The organism is Hymenobacter aranciens, assembly GCF_030580865.1.
Lineage (GTDB): Bacteria > Bacteroidota > Bacteroidia > Cytophagales > Hymenobacteraceae > Hymenobacter > Hymenobacter aranciens.
The window spans coordinates 22111-38795 of the sequence record NZ_JAUQSY010000023.1 but is presented as its reverse complement, the minus strand read 5'-3'; the positions used below and the strand labels follow the sequence as shown (position 1 = coordinate 38795).

14 protein-coding genes are annotated in these 16685 nt (G+C 63.6%); 13 read left to right on the top strand and 1 reads right to left on the bottom strand.

What is annotated here, in order from left to right; genetic code table 11:
• The first annotated feature begins 53 nt into the window (after nt 1-53).
• From Q5H93_RS23090 to Q5H93_RS23055, 8 genes are all read left to right on the top strand, one after another.
• Nucleotides 54-911, top strand: a complete 858-nt coding sequence (locus Q5H93_RS23090; protein WP_305009099.1) for a phosphoribosylformylglycinamidine synthase subunit PurQ — start codon at nt 54-56, stop codon at nt 909-911.
• 95 nt (nt 912-1006) lie between these two features.
• Nucleotides 1007-2425 carry a phosphoribosylaminoimidazolesuccinocarboxamide synthase gene (gene purC, locus Q5H93_RS23085; protein ID WP_305009098.1) on the top strand — a complete coding sequence of 473 codons (1419 nt, stop codon included), beginning with the start codon at nt 1007-1009 and terminating at the stop codon, nt 2423-2425.
• A 14-nt stretch (nt 2426-2439) separates the two neighbouring features.
• Entirely contained in the window at nt 2440-3717 is a 1278-nt protein-coding gene (purD, locus tag Q5H93_RS23080; protein ID WP_305009097.1) for a phosphoribosylamine--glycine ligase, read from the top strand.
• A gap of 17 nt (nt 3718-3734) precedes the next feature.
• On the top strand, nt 3735-4382 hold the full coding sequence (purN, locus tag Q5H93_RS23075; protein WP_305009096.1) for a phosphoribosylglycinamide formyltransferase: 648 nt from the start codon (nt 3735-3737) through the stop codon (nt 4380-4382).
• A gap of 75 nt (nt 4383-4457) precedes the next feature.
• Entirely contained in the window at nt 4458-5957 is a 1500-nt protein-coding gene (gene purF, locus Q5H93_RS23070) for an amidophosphoribosyltransferase (protein ID WP_305009095.1), read from the top strand.
• Between the two features lie 253 nt (nt 5958-6210).
• The gene (locus tag Q5H93_RS23065; protein WP_305009094.1) at nt 6211-7359 is read left to right on the top strand and encodes an AIR synthase-related protein; all 1149 of its coding nucleotides are present in this window, start codon (nt 6211-6213) and stop codon (nt 7357-7359) included.
• Between the two features lie 576 nt (nt 7360-7935).
• Entirely contained in the window at nt 7936-8355 is a 420-nt protein-coding gene (locus Q5H93_RS23060) for a helix-turn-helix domain-containing protein (protein WP_305009093.1), read from the top strand.
• Between the two features lie 222 nt (nt 8356-8577).
• Complete coding sequence (locus Q5H93_RS23055; protein WP_305009092.1) at nt 8578-9810, top strand: T9SS type A sorting domain-containing protein; 1233 nt, start codon at nt 8578-8580, stop codon at nt 9808-9810.
• Between the two features lie 69 nt (nt 9811-9879).
• Here the strand turns inward: Q5H93_RS23055 and Q5H93_RS23050 are convergent, their stop codons facing one another.
• Nucleotides 9880-11370 carry a nicotinate phosphoribosyltransferase gene (locus Q5H93_RS23050; RefSeq protein ID WP_305009091.1) on the bottom strand — a complete coding sequence of 497 codons (1491 nt, stop codon included), beginning with the start codon at nt 11368-11370 and terminating at the stop codon, nt 9880-9882.
• Between the two features lie 254 nt (nt 11371-11624).
• Here Q5H93_RS23050 and Q5H93_RS23045 point away from each other — a divergent pair, with 254 nt between their 5' ends.
• From Q5H93_RS23045 to Q5H93_RS23025, 5 genes are all read left to right on the top strand, one after another.
• Complete coding sequence (locus tag Q5H93_RS23045; RefSeq protein WP_305009090.1) at nt 11625-12302, top strand: DUF1345 domain-containing protein; 678 nt, start codon at nt 11625-11627, stop codon at nt 12300-12302.
• A 101-nt stretch (nt 12303-12403) separates the two neighbouring features.
• A complete protein-coding gene (gene kaiC / locus Q5H93_RS23040; RefSeq protein WP_305009089.1) occupies nt 12404-14032 on the top strand; it encodes a circadian clock protein KaiC in 1629 nt (542 codons plus the stop codon).
• Nucleotides 14033-14232: 200 nt separating this feature from the next.
• Entirely contained in the window at nt 14233-14532 is a 300-nt protein-coding gene (locus Q5H93_RS23035) for a circadian clock KaiB family protein (protein ID WP_305009088.1), read from the top strand.
• 104 nt (nt 14533-14636) lie between these two features.
• Complete coding sequence (locus tag Q5H93_RS23030) at nt 14637-14969, top strand: circadian clock KaiB family protein (RefSeq protein WP_305009087.1); 333 nt, start codon at nt 14637-14639, stop codon at nt 14967-14969.
• Nucleotides 14966-16684, top strand: a complete 1719-nt coding sequence (locus Q5H93_RS23025) for a sensor histidine kinase (RefSeq protein WP_305009086.1) — start codon at nt 14966-14968, stop codon at nt 16682-16684. The genes Q5H93_RS23030 and Q5H93_RS23025 overlap by 4 nt, the downstream gene beginning before the upstream one ends.
• The last annotated feature ends 1 nt before the right edge of the window (nt 16685 follow it).

Sequence of the window (16685 nt, the reverse complement as noted above, 5' to 3'; positions counted from 1 at the left end):
CAATTGCCCTGCGTCCCGATTGTTAATTGCTCATTGTTAACTGTTAATTGAAAATGGTTCAAGCGCTTATTTTAACCGGTTTCGGCATCAACTGCGAAGAGGAATTCGCGGCGGCCTACCGCCTGGCCGGGGCCGAGCCCACCATCGTGCACCTCAACCAGGTGCTGCACGGGCAGGTCAGCATTCACGACTTCGATATTCTGAACTTCCCCGGCGGCTTCTCGTTCGGCGACGACCTGGGCTCGGGCGTGGTGCTGGCAAACAAGCTGCGCTACCGCCAGACCAGCGCCGCCGGCCGCACCCTGCTCGATGACATCAAGCGGTTCATCGCCGACGGCAAGTTTGTCCTCGGCATCTGCAACGGCTTCCAGGTGCTGGTGAAGCTGGGTTTGCTGCCCAACCTCGGCGGCGACGTTACGCCTGAGGTGACGCTGACGCACAACGCCTCCGGCCGCTACGAGGACCGCTGGGTAACTCTGCGGGTTAATCCGCTGTCAAACACGCCTTTTCTGAAAGGAATTGATAAGCTGGAAGTGCCCGTGCGCCACGGCGAAGGCCGCCTGGTAGTGCCGAATGACCTCGTGCGTCAGGCCATCGAAGCCAGCGGGCTGAACTGCCTTTCGTATATCGATGCCAACGGCGACGGCACTTCGACTTACCCCTTTAATCCTAATGGCGCGGATTTGAACTGCGCGGGATTGACGGACCCGACGGGGCAGGTGTTCGGCTTGATGCCGCACCCGGAGGCCTTTCTCTCGGCTTACAACCACCCCGACTGGGCGCGCCGCCGCCGGGCTGGCTGGCTGAGCGAGGAAGGGGAGGGGCTGCAGATTTTTCAGAATATTGTCGAGCATCTTCAAGGCTCAACGTTACTTTCTAATGAGATTTCTCGCAGGGTTTCGCAGGGTTAGGCGCAGGGTTTCGCAGAGTTTTCTTTTGTTTAGAACTACCCTGCGAAACCCTGCGCCTAACCCTGCGAAACCCTGCGAGAAAATAACCAACCTTTATGAACACCCTCACTCACTTCGCCTCCCCCCAACTCCCGTTGCTGCACCGCGGCAAAGTCCGCGACAGCCTCCGTGCCCCCAGCGGCGACCGGCTCATCATTGTCACCGACCGCCTCTCGGCCTTCGACTCGGTGCTCGAAACCGCCATCCCCCACAAGGGCGCGGTGCTAAACGGCCTGGCCAATTTCTGGTTCGACAAAACGAAGAGCATCATCCCCAACCACGTCATCAAGCTTGTGGATGCCAACGCTATGCTGGTGAAGGAGGCTGAGCCCATCAAGGTGGAGATGATTGTGCGCAACTACATCACCGGCTCGATGCTGCGCGGCTACGAGCAGGGCCAGCGCGCCTTCTCGGGTGTGAGCGTGCCCGACGGGTTGACCAAGCACCAGAAGTTCCCCGAGCCCATCGTCACGCCCACCACCAAGGAGGAATCGGACCGCGAAATCACGCCCGAAAACCTGGTGAGCGAAGGCTGGGTGACCCAGGAGCTCTACGACCAGATGAAGGAGAAGTCGCTGGCGCTGTTCAAGGTCGGCTCCGATTTGCTGGCCGAGAAGGGCATTATCCTCGTGGATACCAAGTACGAGTTCGGCCTGCTCAACGGGCAGCTGATTCTCATCGATGAAATCCACACGCCCGACTCCTCGCGCTTCTGGAGCGCCGAGGACTACGCCGAGAACCCCCTCACGGCCGCGCAGATGGACAAGGAATACGTGCGCCAGTGGCTCATTGCCAACAAAAAAGACGGCCAGTACCCGCGCGGCCTCACCCCGCAGGTGGCCCAGGAAGCCAGCCGCCGCTACCTCGACATCTACCAGCGCATTGTGGGCCAGCCTCTGCCCACGGCCGAAACCGAAGGCCCCGACGCGCCCCTCACCGGCCGCCACGACACCCGCGCCCGCCTGCTGGCCAATCTGGTAGCTGCCGGCCTGCTGAAGGATGCCTGGGTAAACATCGTGATGGGCTCGCCCGCCGACAAGGACCACTGCGAGAAAATCCGCCAGCAGTTCGAGGGCTACGGCATCTTCACCCAGCTGCGCGTCACCTCGGCCCACAAAAACGGCGAAGCCATTGCCGGCATGGCCGAAATCTGGAACAACAGCCTCGAGCCCGGCGTGCTCATCGCCGTGGCCGGCCTGAGCAACGGCCTCGGCGGCGCCCTGGCGGCCAACGTGAACGTGCCCGTCATCAGCTGCCCGCCGTGGAAGGACTACGCTGAGCTGGCCATGAACCTGAACTCCTCCGTCATCATGCCCAGCGGCACGCCCAACCTGACCGTGGTGCGCCCCGACAACGCCGCCCAGGCGGCATTGCGCGCCCTGAACATCCCCCGCCTGCGCGAGCGGCTGAGCAAGGACATCCAGGCCACCAAGGCCAAGCTGCGGGCGGCTGACGAAGAGCTGCGCGTTTTATAAGCTAACAGCTAAAAATGAAAATTATTCTTCTCGGCGCCGGGGCCCGCGAGCACGCCCTCTACGACAAGCTGACCCGCGACGGGGCCACCGTGTTCGTGGTGCCCGGCAACGCCGGCATCCCGAACAGCCACCCCGAAATCAACCCGCTCGACTTCGTCCAGCTGCAAGCCTTTGCGCGGGAAAAAGCCGCGCCGCTGATTGTGGTAGGCCCCGAGGCTCCGCTGGCGGCCGGGGTAGTCGATTTCTTCGCCGGTTCTGATATTAGAGTGTTCGGTCCCGGCCGGGCGGGCGCCACGCTGGAAAGCTCCAAGGTGTGGAGTAAGGATTTCATGCGCCGCCACGGCGTGGCCACGGCCCAGGCCTGGCCCTACCGCAGCGACCGCATGGCTGAGGCCCGCGCCAAAGCGGTTGAGCTGGGTGGCGAAGTCGTCATCAAATACGACGGTCTGGCCGCCGGCAAGGGCGTGTACGTATGTTCGTCGGTAGCCGAGGCCGAGTCGGCTTTGGATGAGTTGCAGAGCCTGCACGAAGGCTGGTTTTCCTTCCTGCTCGAAGAAAAGCTGCTCGGCCCCGAAATCAGCATCATTGCCGTCACCGATGGCACCGCCATCCGCCTGCTCTCGACTTCGCAGGACCACAAGCAGCTGCTGGCCGACGACCGAGGCCCCAACACCGGCGGCATGGGCGCCTACTGCCCCGTGCCCTTCGCCGATGGCAACGTGCTGGCCGCCATCCGCCGCGACATCGTGGACCCTACGTTGCGCGGCCTGCAAACCGAGCAGTTTGATTTCAAGGGCTTCCTGTACTTCGGCATCATGCTCACGCCCGGCGGCCCGAAGCTGCTGGAATACAACGTGCGCCTCGGCGACCCCGAGGCCGAGGTGCTGCTGCCGGCTCTCGAAAGCTCCCTGCTGGAGCTCATCGAAGCTACGCTGAATGGCACCCTCAACCAGACCACCGTGCGGCAGCGCCCCGGCGCCTTCGTGGGCGTGGTGCTGGCCTCGGGCGGCTACCCGGCGGCGAAGTTTCCGACCGGCTTTCCCATCGCGGGCCTCGACAAGCTGCCCGCCGATACCACCGTGTATTTCGGCGGCGTGAAAGCGGGCGAGACTGGCCAAATCGTGACGAGCGGCGGCCGGGTGCTGGTGGCCGTGGGCCACGGCGCTGATTTGGAGCTGGCCACGGCCCGCGCCTACGCGGCCGCCGCCCAAATCGACTTTCAGGATAAGTACGTGCGGCCCGATATTGCCCAGCGCCCCGCGCCGGTGCTCACGCAAGCTGTCGTAAATTGAGCACTCAAACCGCAGCCATGCACGACCACACTTCGCTGGAAGAAACTCGTCAGGCTCCCCTCTCCCAAAGGGGAGGGGCTGGGGGTGGGGTTGCGCGCCTAGCCATCCTCCTCTCCGGCCGGGGCTCCAACATGTTGGCCCTGGTAAAAGCCATACAAGGCGGCGTGCTGCAAGACCTCGCCGAAGTAGCCGTCGTTTTCAGCAACAAGCCCGACGCGCCCGGCCTCGCCGCCGCCGCCGCGCTGGGCTGCCCCACCGCCGCGCTGCCCAGCCAGGGCCGCAAGCGGGCTGAGTTTGACACTGAAGCCGCCGCGCTGCTCCAGCAATACCAGCCCGATTTTGTGGTGCTGGCGGGCTACATGCGCATTCTATCGCCGGCCTTTATTCAGCCGTTTGCGGGGCGCATTCTCAACATTCATCCCGCCGATACGCACCAGCACCAGGGGCTGCACGCTTACGAGTGGGCATTCGACAACCACCTTGCCGAAACCAAAATCACCGTCCATCTCGTGGATGAGGGGCTTGATACCGGCCCCATCCTGGCGCAGCGGACGGTAGATTTACGCGGAGCCGAAACGCTGGCCGAAGTGGAGCGGCGCGGGCTGGCAGTAGAGCATGAGCTGTACGCGGAAACGCTGGCGGAACTGATAAGAGTTAAAAGTTGAGAGTTAAAAGTTGAAAAGCTCTCAGTTCCCTCCCCAACTTTTAACTCTCCACTTTTAACTTTTAACTCCCTTCCCATGTGCGGAATAGTAGGTTTTCACGGCCCTGACCAGGTAGCAGCCGACATCATTGTGGGCCTCACTGCCCTGCAGCACCGGGGGCAGGATGCCGCCGGCATCGCCACCTTCGACGACGCCTTTCACCTCTGCAAGGGGCAGGGGCTGGTGAATGACGTGTTCCGGCCCAAGTCGGTGAAAAAGCTCAAGGGCAACTCCGGCATCGGGCACGTGCGCTACACCACGCAGGGTGCCAATGACTCCGATTTGGCCCAGCCCTTCACCACCAGCTATCCCTTCGGGCTGGCGATGGTGCACAACGGCAACGTCATCAACTTTCGCGACGTGGCCAAGCGCCTGCACGACGAGTACCACGTGCTGCCCAAAACCACCAACGACCTGGAGCTTATCATGTACACCTTCGCCTCGGAGCTGCGCGTGAAAGACTTGAATCACCTTTCGGTGGTCGATATTTTTGACGCCGTGGAGACGACGCAGCACATCGTGAAGGGCGCCTACGCCACCATCACCATGATTGCCGGGCACGGGCTGCTGGCGTTTAACGACCCGCTGGGCATCCGGCCGCTGGCGCTGGGGCGGCGCGACACGCCCGACGGGCCTACCTACGCCTTCGTGTCGGAAAGCACCTGCTTCGACTACCTCGACTTCGACTTTGTGGAGGACGTGGGGCCAGGGCAGGCCATTTTCATCGACAACGACTACCAGGTGCACCGCAAGAACATCCCGGCCGTGCCCAAGAACTTCTGCGTGTTCGAGCAGATTTACTTCGCCCGCGAAGACTCCGTAATCCACGGCCGCTTGGTGGCGCGGGAGCGGGTGCGCCTAGGCAAAATCCTGGCCCGCAAAGTGGTCGATGCCGGGCTCAAGCCGGATATGGTGATTGACGTGCCCTCGTCGGGCTACTTCTCGGCTTCCGGTCTGGCCGAGGCCATCGGGGTGCCGTACCGCCGGGCGTTGGTGAAGAATAACCACATGGGCCGCTCGTTCATCGTGCCCACGCAGGCCGGGCGCGAGGACGTGGTGAAGAAAAAGCTCAACCCCATCCGCGAGTTTGTGGAGGGCAAGAAGGTGGCCGTGGTGGACGACAGCATCGTGCGCGGCACCACCTCGCGGCGCATCGTGCGGCTGCTGCGCGAGGCGGGGGCCGAGGAAGTGTACTTCATTTCGAGCGCGCCGCCCATCGTGTCGCCCTGCATCTACGGCATCGACATGGCCATGAGCACCGAGCTCATCGCGGCCAACTACACGGAGGACGAAATCTGCCGCTACATCGAGGCCGACAAAGTTATTTACCAGGACCTGGCCGATTTGCAGCAGCTCTTCGCCGAGGAGCGCGGCCACGGCGGCTCCTGCTTCGCCTGCTTCTCGGGCAAGTACCCGACGGGCGATGTGACGCACTACCTGCGCCACATTCAGGAGGAGCGCGCCAGCCACCGGGGCGACAAGAAGAAGGATAAGAAGTCGGTGAGCGCGAAAGCGCCCGCGCCGACGGAGCATTGATGGTAGAACGACAAACTCCCCTCCTTGGAAAGGAGGGGATGTGAGCGCCGAAGAGGCGCGAACGGGGGTGGTTCGCCCGTCCGCGCCGATAGAACAAGGCAGTAATTCTTTCTCCTGATTTTAGTTTTCGAAAGCCCAACCGGCGCGAGCGGGCGAACCACCCCCGTTCGGCGCTCAGCGCGCCTCACATCCCCTCCTTTCCAAGGAGGGGAGCTTCGTTCTCCCGGCTCTAATAGCCGTTCTCTCAATTTCCATGAACAACCTCCCCGCCAACTACTCCATCGACGAAGGCAACGCGGCCTCGCGCAACGCCTACAATTGGTCGAAAAAAACCTTCGCTACCCGCGCCGGGCTGCCCGGCGAGCCCGCCCAGGACCTCGACGGCGGCTTCTCGAATGAAATCCGCTTCGGGCAGGAGCGCCTCGGCATCAGCTCCGACGGCATCGGCACCAAAATCGAAGTGGCCGAGCGCCTCGACAAATACGATACCCTGGGCTACGACCTCGTGGCCATGACCGCCGACGACCTCATCGCCGCCGGCTTCGTGCCCACCAACCTGTCGAACATCATCGACGTGAACCGCCTGAGCTACGACGTGGTGGACGAGCTGATGCGCGGCCTGCACGATGCCTGCCAGTTCTCCAAAATCGCCATCACCGGCGGCGAAATCGCCGAGCTCGGCAACCGCATCGGCGGCTGGCCGGGGGCGCGCATGAACTTCAACTGGTGCTCCACGGCCATCGGCGTGCTGCACCCCAGCCTGGCCCAGCCGCTGAGCGGCAAAACCGCCCGGCCCGGCCACGCCGTGGTGGCGCTGCGCTCGCCCTCGTTCCGCTCCAACGGCTTCTCGCTGGCGCGGCGCACCCTGCAACAGCTGTTTGGCGAGAACTGGCATGAGGCCCCCTTCGGGGAGTTAAAAGTTAAAAGTGAAGAGTTAAAAGGAAACGACAACGCGCTTTTGACTTTTAACTCTTCACTTTTAACTCAACCCAAAACCTGGGGCGACGCCATGCTCGCGCCTTCGCTCATCTACTCGCCCGGCGTGGCGGCGCTGCTCGATGCGGGCCTGCCGCTGCACGGCGTGGCCCACATCACGGGCGGCGGCGTGGCCGACAACTTCAAGCGGGTGCTCAAAAACAACGTGGGCGCGGTGCTCGACAACCTCTTTGCGCCCCTGCCGGCCATGCAGCGCCTCTGCGAGTTGGGCAATATTTCGGCCGAGGATGCTTACCTCTACTGGAACATGGGCACCGGCATGCTGCTCGTGACCGAAGAGGCCAGCGCCGCCGCCGTAGTGGCCTCGCTGCAAGCCAGCGGCTACGAGGCCCAGGTGGCCGGCCGCCTCACGGCTGGGCCGGGCGTGACGCTGCGCGTGGCTATGGGGGAATTGCGCTACGAGTAAAAAGTGTAAACCAGCCGCAAAGCGGCGACACGTTGGTAGCAGGCAATAATTGACGTAGCCAGAGCCGCAAAGCGGCGGCACTAACCAGGCGTTGGTGCCGCCGCTTTGCGGCTCTGGTCGTTGAGGGCTGACTAGGCTACCAACGTGCCGCCGCTTTGCGGCTGGTTTGTGGCCGTGCGCTTACCTTCTTTGCCGGATGGTTGTTGGCAAGTGCTACGCTACAAAACTGCGCTAAATTGGAACAATGATTACGTGTTACTGCACATCTGCAATTTTTCAGAAGACAGTAGAAATACAGAACGTTTCAAAAAATCATAAACAGAAGACACTGGAAATACAGAACGTTTCAAAACTTCCTAAACAGAAGACAGTGGAAATGCAGAACGTTGCAAAACTTCCTAAACAGAAGACACTGGAAAAGTAGAACGTTTCAAAAACCTTGCAACAGGGAACAACGAAAACCAAGTACGATACAAACCGCTCTAATCAAGTCCCAGCGGGCAACTATTGCTAGCCAACTATGCGGCGTAGCCCCTACTTTAGCGGGCGGTATTCACCCTAAGCCCCTTCCGGCCAATGGCTACGCCCGCTACTTCCAGCATCGAGCCGCTGCTCGATGGCCTTGCCGACCGCATTGCCCGGCGCGACCTGCCGCCGCCCGTGGCCGACCCCTACGCCCCCGCGCAGGTGATGAAGCGCCTCTCGGCCGCCCTCAAGGTGCTCGACCCCGTGCGCAACCGGCGCGGCCGCCACAGCCAGGGCAAAATGCTGCTGCAATACCTGGAGCACGAAGCCCAGACGGCCGCCGACCTGGCCCGCGCCGCCGGCATCGGGCGGGTGGCGGGCAGCCGCGCCCACGGCCAGCTGGTGGCCGTAGGGCTGCTGCGCTGGGCCTACGAGGGCCCGCGCCGGGTGTACCGCCTCACCCGCTGGGGCGAAGACTGGCTGCTGGCGCTAGGGCGCAATGAGCGGCTGCCGGAGCGGCCGGCCGGGTAGCATTTGACGAAGCGCTGCCTGTGTCGGCCCATACCCCCCAGAGCGGTTTCGTGCCTCCGCGCCCCGCCAGGGTTCCTGTGTGCCGTGTCTTGGGTGCCCCGGGTAGGCTACGAGAACCCCCGGCGGCGTTCGGGCAGCCTTGGTAGCCGAAACAACTTCATTGAAAAATGACAGTGGCGGCCGTACCTTGGCGGGCGCTTTTCCCATTTTAACCTTTTACCTATGCCGCTTACCTCTACAGCTCTTTCTCGCGTACTGCCGGGCCTGGCCCTGGCGCTGCTACCTGCCCTTGGGCTGGCCCAAACCACCTACGCCCCCGCGGCCGTGACGGGCTACAACGCCGACGTCATTGCCAACGGGGTGGGCGCGGTCACGGCCTCCACCACGGCCAGCGTCGACCGGGGCATTCCCATCGTGCAGTGGTGCTTCGCCGATTCGTCGTTTGTGAACCCGGCGGGGCGTCGGCCTGCGCGGGCGCTGCCCACCGGGGGCCTCATCCGCAGCATCTCGACGCCCGGCCTCACGTTTCAGCTGGCCAGCAGCAGCCAGCCCAACTCGCTGCGCATCGACGGGGCCGGGGCCGGCACGCTCGCGCTCCTGACGCCACAGGCCACGCCCACCATCAAGGTGCTGGCCACCGAGGGCAACGGCTCGGGCGGGGCCGATAAATCGTTTATCATCCGGTTTACGGACGGCACCGCTCAGGTCATCGGCGGCGTGGTAGTGCCCGATTGGTATAGCAACACCGGGGCTACTCCGGCCCTGCACGTGGGCAGCCGCGTCAACCGGGGCACCAGTCCTAATTACACCATCGAAAACAACGGCACCCACCCCACGCTTTTCGAAGTCACCCTGACCATCGACCCCGCCAACGTGCGCAAGCTGGTGCAAAGCATCACCGTGGACAAAACGCTGACCGACCCGGTGCTGAATATCATGGGCCTGAGCTTCGCCCAGGTATGTTCGGCCCCACCCCAGCCTACCATCACGCAGGCTCCGGCGGGCACGCTCACTAGCAGCACCTCCACTGGCAACCAGTGGTACTACAACGGCCTACCCATTGCCGGGGCCACCGGCAGCACCTACGTGGTGACGAGCGCCGCCCAAAACGGCAGCTACACGGTCGTCGTCACCACCGCGCCCGGCTGTAGCTCGCCCGCCTCGGCCCCGCAGCAAGTGGTGCTGACGGCCACCGCCGCCGCCCAACTCAGCGCGGTGGAGCTGACGCCTAACCCAGCCCACGGCAGCTGCCGGCTGCGGGTGCCCGCCATCGGCGGCGCGGCAGCCGTGCAGCTGCAGCTGCTCAACGCCCTGGGCCAGCCCGTGCTCACGCGCACCCTGCCCGCCACCGGCACCACCACCGAACTGGATGTGCGCGGGCTGGCGGCCGGCCTCTACCTGGTGCAGCTACACGCCGGGGCGGCTAGCACCAGCCGGCGTTTGCTGGTGGAATAGCTGGCCCGCTGCAAAATAGAAAAGCCTCTGCCGCTACCGGCAGAGGCTTTTTTTATGATGCCTCGTCGCTTACGCCGGCTTCTGCGGCCGGTGCTGCAAAATCAGCTCGGTGCGGTAGTCGTGCAAGGTCAGCTCCAGGCCCACGGGGTAGGTGTGGGGGTTGAGGAAGCGGCGGATGCCGGGGTCGAGGCTCTGCACTTGGCGCTGGGCGTGGGCACGGCTCTCGGCCAGGGTGGGCAGGTCTTTCACGCGCTGACCCCGGCGGAAAATGGGCTCCAGCAGCTCCACAAACTCGGCCTCGGGGCGCACGGGGCGGCGGCGGGTGGCATCGAGCGGGTCGACGAGGGTGAGGCGGTCGGGGAGGGGGGCGGCGGTGTTGTAGAGCATGTCGGCGCGGGGGTGGCCGTGGTCGTCGAGGTAGCGGCGCACCTGCAGGATGCCGGGAATGCTCGTCTTGGCCACCTGCTCGGAGAGCTTGATGGTGAAGTCCCAGCCCGAGTCGTCGGCCTTGCGCAGGGCGGCCAGCTTGTACACCCCGCCGAGGGCCGCTTGGTTGTAGGCCGTCACGAGCTGGGTGCCCACGCCCCAGGTGTCGATGCGGGCGCCCTGCTGCTTGAGGCTGGTGATGAGGTTTTCCTCCAAATCATTGCTGGCCACGATGCGCACCTTCGGAAAGCCCGCCTCATCGAGCAAGGCCCGGGCCTGAATGCTGAGGTAAGCGAGGTCGCCCGAATCGAGGCGGATGCCGCCCAGCTCGTGCCCGGCGGCGCGCATCTCCCGCGCCACGTCGATGGCCAGGCGCACGCCCTCCAGCGTGTCATACGTGTCTACCAGGAACACCGAGTCATCCGGAAACGCCTTCGCATACGCCGCAAACGCCGCCCGCTCATCCCCGAAAGCCATCACCCAGCTGTGGGCGTGCGTGCCCTTCACCGGGATGCCGTAGAGCTGGCCGGCCAGCACATTGCTGGTGGCATCGGCCCCGCCGAGGTAGGCGGCCCGGCTGGCCCCCAGCCCGCCATCAAACCCCTGCGCCCGCCGCAGCCCGAACTCCAGAATCTGGTCGGCCGGCCCCGCCGCCTCGCGGATGCGGGCGGATTTGGTGGTGATGAGGGTCTGAAAATTGACGAGCGTGAGCAGGGCCGTTTCCAGCAACTGGGCCTGTAGCAGCGGCCCCTGGATGCGCATAATCGGCTCGTTGCCGAAGATGACGGTGCCTTCGGCCACGGCATCCACGTCGCAGGTGAATTTCAGGTCGCGCAGGTAATCGAGAAATTCCGTCGGGAACAGCACGCCGCCCTTGCTGCCGCGCAAACTACCGAGGTAAGCCAGGTCGTCGTCCGAGAAGCGCAGGTTTTCGAGCCAGTCCACGGCCAGGGCCAGGCCCGCCGCCACCGCATAGCCGCCCTGAAAGGGGGCTTTGCGGAAGTAAAGGTGGAAGACGGATTCGCGGTCCTGCAAACCCTGCTGCCAGTAGCCGTAGGCCATCGTGAGCTGGTAGAGGTCGGTGACGAGCGAGAGGGAGGGGCGGTATAGGGAGGAGAGGGGGGAGGAGGTCATAGGGGGGATACTGGCGTTTGGTAGTTGGGGTTGGTGTTTGGTATTGGGTGTTTGGTATTGGGTGTTGGGTATTGGGTGTTTGGTATTGGGTGTTTGGTATTGGGTGTTTGGTATTGGGTGTTTGGTATTGGGTGTTTGGTATTGGGTTTTCGTACATCACCTAACACCTAACACCTAACACCTAACACCTAACCTTTGTATAGTTGGGCCGCCGCAAATAACACATTCCCTCCATTCGCCGCTACCTTTCCTTCGTGAAATCCTCCATCCTCCATCACCTCGGCCGCCTCACGCCCACCCATCGTTTACTGGTGGGGCTGGCATTGGGCGCCCTCGCCTGGGGGCTGGCCCCGGCCAGCCTGGGCACGCTGGGCCGCCTCGTGGCCGCCTGGGACGTGTACGCCGGCAGCACGCTGCTGCTCATCGCCGCCCTGGTGGCCACCGCCGATGCCGGCCACATCCGCCGCATTGCCACCGCCGAAGACAACAGCCGGGCGCTGGCCTCAGCATTCATCCTGGGGGCCTCGCTGGCCAGCCTGCTGGCCGTGCTGGCCCTCTCGCGCACCGTCCACGACCTGGCACCCGCCGAAACGGCCTGGCGCGTGGGCCTTAGCATCGGGGCCGTGGTGGAAGCCTGGCTGCTGGTGCACACCGTGTTCACGCTACGCTACGCCCACCAGTACTACGACGACTCCGGGCCCGGCGGGCAGGACGCGCGGGGCATCGACTTTCCGGGCCAGGATTTCGAGCCCGACTACCTCGATTTTGCCTACTTCGCCTTCACCATCGGCATGGCCGCCCAAACGGCCGACGTGAGCATCAGCGGGCGGCTGCCGCGCCGCACGGCGCTGCTGCACAGCCTCATTTCATTCAGCTTTAACACGGCCATCGTGGCGCTTAGCATCAGCGCGCTGGGCGGGCTGCTGCGGTAGGGCTATGGCGGGCGCTACTTGCCTGAAATCTGGCTAACTTTCGGGAAAATTGCCTTACTATGTCCACTGCCGCGCCTGCTGTTGTTACTCCATTACCGCGTTTGCCCAAGGCCCCCACGGGCATCGATGGCCTCGATGAGATAACCGAGGGCGGGCTGCCGCTGGGCCGCCCCACGCTGGTGTGCGGCAGCGCCGGCTGCGGCAAAACGCTGATGGCAATGGAATTCCTGGTGCGCGGCGTGCAGGACTTCGGCGACCCTGGCGTGTTCATGGCCTTCGAGGAAACCGCCGACGAGCTGGCCGCCAACGTAGCCTCGCTGGGTTTCGACCTGCCCGCGCTGCAAGCCGCCGGCAAGCTCCGCCTCGACCACGTGCACGTCGACCGCTCCGAGATTGAGGAAACCGGCGAGTACGATTTGGAGGGCCTCTTTATCCGCCTCGGCCACGCCATCGACAGCATCGGCGCCAAGCGCGTGGTGCTCGATACCATCGAGGCGCTGTTCTCCGGCTTCCCCAACCAGGGCGTGCTGCGCTCCGAAATCCGGCGGCTGTTTCGCTGGCTCAAGGACCGGGGCGTAACCACCGTCATCACCGCCGAGCGCGGCGAGGGCTCGCTCACCCGCCAGGGCCTGGAGGAGTACGTGTCGGACTGCGTCATCCTGCTCGACAACCGCGTTATCGACCAGATTACCACCCGCCGCCTGCGCATCGTGAAGTACCGCGGCACCACCCACGGCACCAACGAATACCCTTACCTCATCACCGAAGACGGCTTCTCGGTGCTGCCCGTCACGAGCCTCAAGCTGGAGCACACCGTGTCCGACAACATCGTGTCGTCGGGCGTGCCGGGGCTCGATGCCATGTTTGGCCGCAAGGGCTTTTTCGAAGGCAGCAGCATCCTGCTGACCGGCACCGCCGGCACCGCCAAAACCACGCTGGCCGTGTCGTTTGCCGCCGAAATGTGTCGGCAGGGCAAGCGCTGTCTGTATTTCGCGTTCGAGGAATCGCCACCGCAGCTGGTGCGCAACATGCAGTCGGTGGGCCTCGACCTGCGCGAATATCTGGCCAGCGGTCTGCTGCGCATCGAGGCGTCGCGGCCTACGCTCAACGGCCTGGAGCAGCACCTCGTCACCATCCACAGAATCATCGCCGACGACCGGCCCGACGCCGTCGTTATCGACCCCATCAGCAACCTGATTTCGGTGGGCAGCATCAGCGAAGTACGCAGCATGCTCACGCGGCTTATTGATTTTCTGAAGGTAAACGGCATCACGGCCCTCATGACTTCGCTCATCAGCGGGCGCAACGCCCAGCAGGAAATGACCGAGGAAGGCGTGTCGTCGCTGGTCGATACCTGGATTACGGTGCGCGATTTGGAGGGCATCGGCGAGCGCAACCGCGGCCTGAGCATCCTCAAGTCGCGCGGCATGGCGCACTCCAATCAGGTGCGCGAGTTCCTCGTCACCAACGAGGGCATCAGGCTGCTCGACGTGGTGCTCGGGCCCACGGGCATCGTCACTGGGGCCGGCCGCCGCGCCCAGCAGCTGCGCGACGAACTCGAAGCCCTGACCCAGCAACAGGAGCACGAACGCCAGGACCGCGAGCTCGAACGCCGCCGCCGCGTGCTCGAAGGCACCATCGCCAACCTGCGCACCGAGTTCGAATCGGTGGAAGACGAGCTGCGCCGCATCGACCTTGAAACTCAGGCCCGGCAGCGGCTGGGTGAGTAACTACGTAACGTAAAAACAGAACGTCATCCTGAGCGACGAAGGAGCGAAAGGACCTCGCCCACGCCGTTTGCGACAGTAATTATTACTGATTGAAATTGCTATCACAACGAAGCGGGCAAGGTCCTTTCGCTCCTTCGTCGCTCAGGATGACGTTCTTTGACGGACGTTCTGAAGCCTCTTCGCTCCCCGCTTCCCCCGCTATGTCAATAACCACCACCGAAGAAGAAACCTGGGAGCTCCGCCTGTACGTTGCCGGCCAGACCACCAAGTCCATCACGGCCCTGGCCAACCTCAAGAAATACTGCGAGGAGCACCTCAAGGGCCGCTACCAGATTGAAGTAATTGACCTGCTGAAACACCCGCAGCTGGCCGAGGGCGACCAGATTCTGGCCATCCCCACGCTGGTGCGCAAGGTGCCCGAGCCCATCCGCAAAATCATCGGCGACCTTTCCAACGAGGAGCGCGTACTGGTAGGGCTTGATATCCGGCCGCGCAGTTAGTTGTCCATTGTTTGTTGCTCGTTGTTAGTTCTTTTGGAAATTTCAACGCTTGGCAACCGACGACTAACAATTGACAACGAGCAACTGACAACTAACGAAAGGAGATGGACGCCAGAACGGAATTTGACGAAAACGCGGGGCCGCTGGCGGGCCACTACGTGCTGCACCTATTCATCACGGGGGCCACGCCCAACTCGACGCGGGCCGTGCGTAACCTCAAGGATATCTGCGAACAGTATCTACCGGGGCGCTACGAGCTGACCATCGTGGACATCTATCAGCAGCCCGAGCTGGCGAAGTCAGAGCAGATTATTGCCGCGCCCACGCTGGTGCGCAAGCAGCCGCTGCCGGTGCGCCGCCTCATCGGCGATTTGTCGAACCGCGAGCGGACGCTGGCTGCCCTCGACCTGCCCCTTCGTCCTGATTTTGAGCTATGAGCCCATCGCCGACCCCCGCCGGGGCCGCTGCGGCCCGCGAAATCGAAGAACTCCGGCAGCGCCTGCACGAGGCCGAGGAGCTGATTGAGGCCATCCGGACCGGGGCCGTGGATGCGCTGGCCGTGCAGGGCGCCGAGGGCCCGCGCATCTTCACCCTCGAAGGCGCCGACCAGGGCTACCGCACCCTCATCGAGCAGATGAACGAGGGCGCCATGCTGCTCAGCGACGACGCCACCGTGCTCTACTGCAACGCCTGCCTGGCCAGCCTGCTGGAAGTGCCGCTGGAAGACGTAATCGGGCTGGCCTTTGAGCAGTTTGTGCCCGCGGAGTTTGCGGCGTACTGGACGGCGCTGCTGGCCAAAGGCTGGGCCGGCAAGAGCAAGGGCGAGATGCCCTTGCGCACGCGCCAAGGTAAGCTCACGCCGTTTTCGCTGTCGATGAACGTGCTGGAGTTTCACGAGTCGCCGGTGCTGGCCGTCATTCTGACGGACCTCTCGGCCCAGCGCGAAATCAAGGTAATCAAGGCCCGCGTGGAGGCCCAGAATGCCCTCATCGAGCACAAAAACGAGGAGCTGCGCGCCCAGCAAACCGCCCGCCGCGAGATGGAGCAGGCCGCCGCCGAGGCCCAGCGCCTGCTCGAAGGCATTCCGCAGATAGCCTGGACGGCCAACCCCGCCGGCCGCAACACCTACCTCAACCGCCGCTGGTTCGACTTCATCGGCCCCGAAAACGCCATCGGCGCCGACGGCGGCTGGAGCGCCCAACTGCACCCCGCCGATGCGCCCGCCGCCGCCGAGCGCTGGAAAGAATGCCTGCAAACCGGCGACTTTTTTGAGGTCGAGTATCGCTTTAAAAACCAGGCCGGCGAGTACCGCTGGATGCTGGGCCGCGCCCTGCCCTCGCGCAACGAGCACGGCGAAATCATTCAGTGGATTGGCACCTGCACCGACATCCACGAGCACAAGATGACCCAGGAGCGCATTGCCCTCACCCAGCGCCAGCTGCAGGACAACAACGCCCAACTCACCCGCGCCAACGTCGACCTCGACAACTTTATCTACACCGCCTCGCACGACCTGCGGGCGCCCATCACCAACATCGAAGGCCTGCTGCACGCCCTCATCTCCGAGCTGCCGCCGGTGCACACCTTCAGCGCCGACGTGGCGCCCATCCTGCACATGATGCAGGACTCGGTGGACCGCTTCCAGAAAACCATCAGCCAGCTCACCGACATCTCGAAGCTGCAAAAGGAAGACGGCCAGCCTCTGGAACCAATCGAGCTGGAGGCCATTATCCGCGACGTACTTCTTGATTTGAAGCCCTTGGTGCAGCAAACCGGTGGCACCATCGAGGTAGATATCAGCGAGTGCCCCAGCATTGCTTTTTCGGAGAAAAACCTGCGCTCGGTGGTGTTCAACCTGCTCAGCAACGCCCTGAAATACCGCCACCCCAGCCGCCCGCCGCAGGTGCAGCTGCGGGCCTACTGCGAGGGCGCCTTTGCCGTGCTGGCCGTGGCCGACAACGGCCTGGGGCTCGACGCCAGCGGGCAAACCAAGCTCTTCGGCATGTTTCAGCGCCTGCACGACCACGTAGAAGGCTCGGGCATTGGCCTCTACATGGTGAAGAAGATGGTGGAGAATGCAGGCGGCCACATCACCGTGCAAAGCGAAATCGGCACCGGGACGGTGTTTGCGGTGTATTTCGTGAAAGAGTAGC

Excerpts from the sequence above, each read along its gene's own strand:
- Q5H93_RS23090 (WP_305009099.1), top strand. The coding sequence starts at position 54 with ATGGTTCAAGCGCTTATTTTAACCGGTTTCGGCATCAACTGCGAAGAG.
- purC (WP_305009098.1), top strand. The coding sequence starts at position 1,007 with ATGAACACCCTCACTCACTTCGCCTCCCCCCAACTCCCGTTGCTGCAC.
- purD (WP_305009097.1), top strand. The coding sequence starts at position 2,440 with ATGAAAATTATTCTTCTCGGCGCCGGGGCCCGCGAGCACGCCCTCTAC.
- purN (WP_305009096.1), top strand. The coding sequence starts at position 3,735 with ATGCACGACCACACTTCGCTGGAAGAAACTCGTCAGGCTCCCCTCTCC.
- purF (WP_305009095.1), top strand. The coding sequence starts at position 4,458 with ATGTGCGGAATAGTAGGTTTTCACGGCCCTGACCAGGTAGCAGCCGAC.
- Q5H93_RS23065 (WP_305009094.1), top strand. The coding sequence starts at position 6,211 with ATGAACAACCTCCCCGCCAACTACTCCATCGACGAAGGCAACGCGGCC.
- Q5H93_RS23060 (WP_305009093.1), top strand. The coding sequence starts at position 7,936 with ATGGCTACGCCCGCTACTTCCAGCATCGAGCCGCTGCTCGATGGCCTT.
- Q5H93_RS23055 (WP_305009092.1), top strand. The coding sequence starts at position 8,578 with ATGCCGCTTACCTCTACAGCTCTTTCTCGCGTACTGCCGGGCCTGGCC.
- Q5H93_RS23050 (WP_305009091.1), bottom strand. The coding sequence starts at position 11,370 with ATGACCTCCTCCCCCCTCTCCTCCCTATACCGCCCCTCCCTCTCGCTC.
- Q5H93_RS23035 (WP_305009088.1), top strand. The coding sequence starts at position 14,233 with ATGTCAATAACCACCACCGAAGAAGAAACCTGGGAGCTCCGCCTGTAC.
- Q5H93_RS23030 (WP_305009087.1), top strand. The coding sequence starts at position 14,637 with ATGGACGCCAGAACGGAATTTGACGAAAACGCGGGGCCGCTGGCGGGC.
- Q5H93_RS23025 (WP_305009086.1), top strand. The coding sequence starts at position 14,966 with ATGAGCCCATCGCCGACCCCCGCCGGGGCCGCTGCGGCCCGCGAAATC.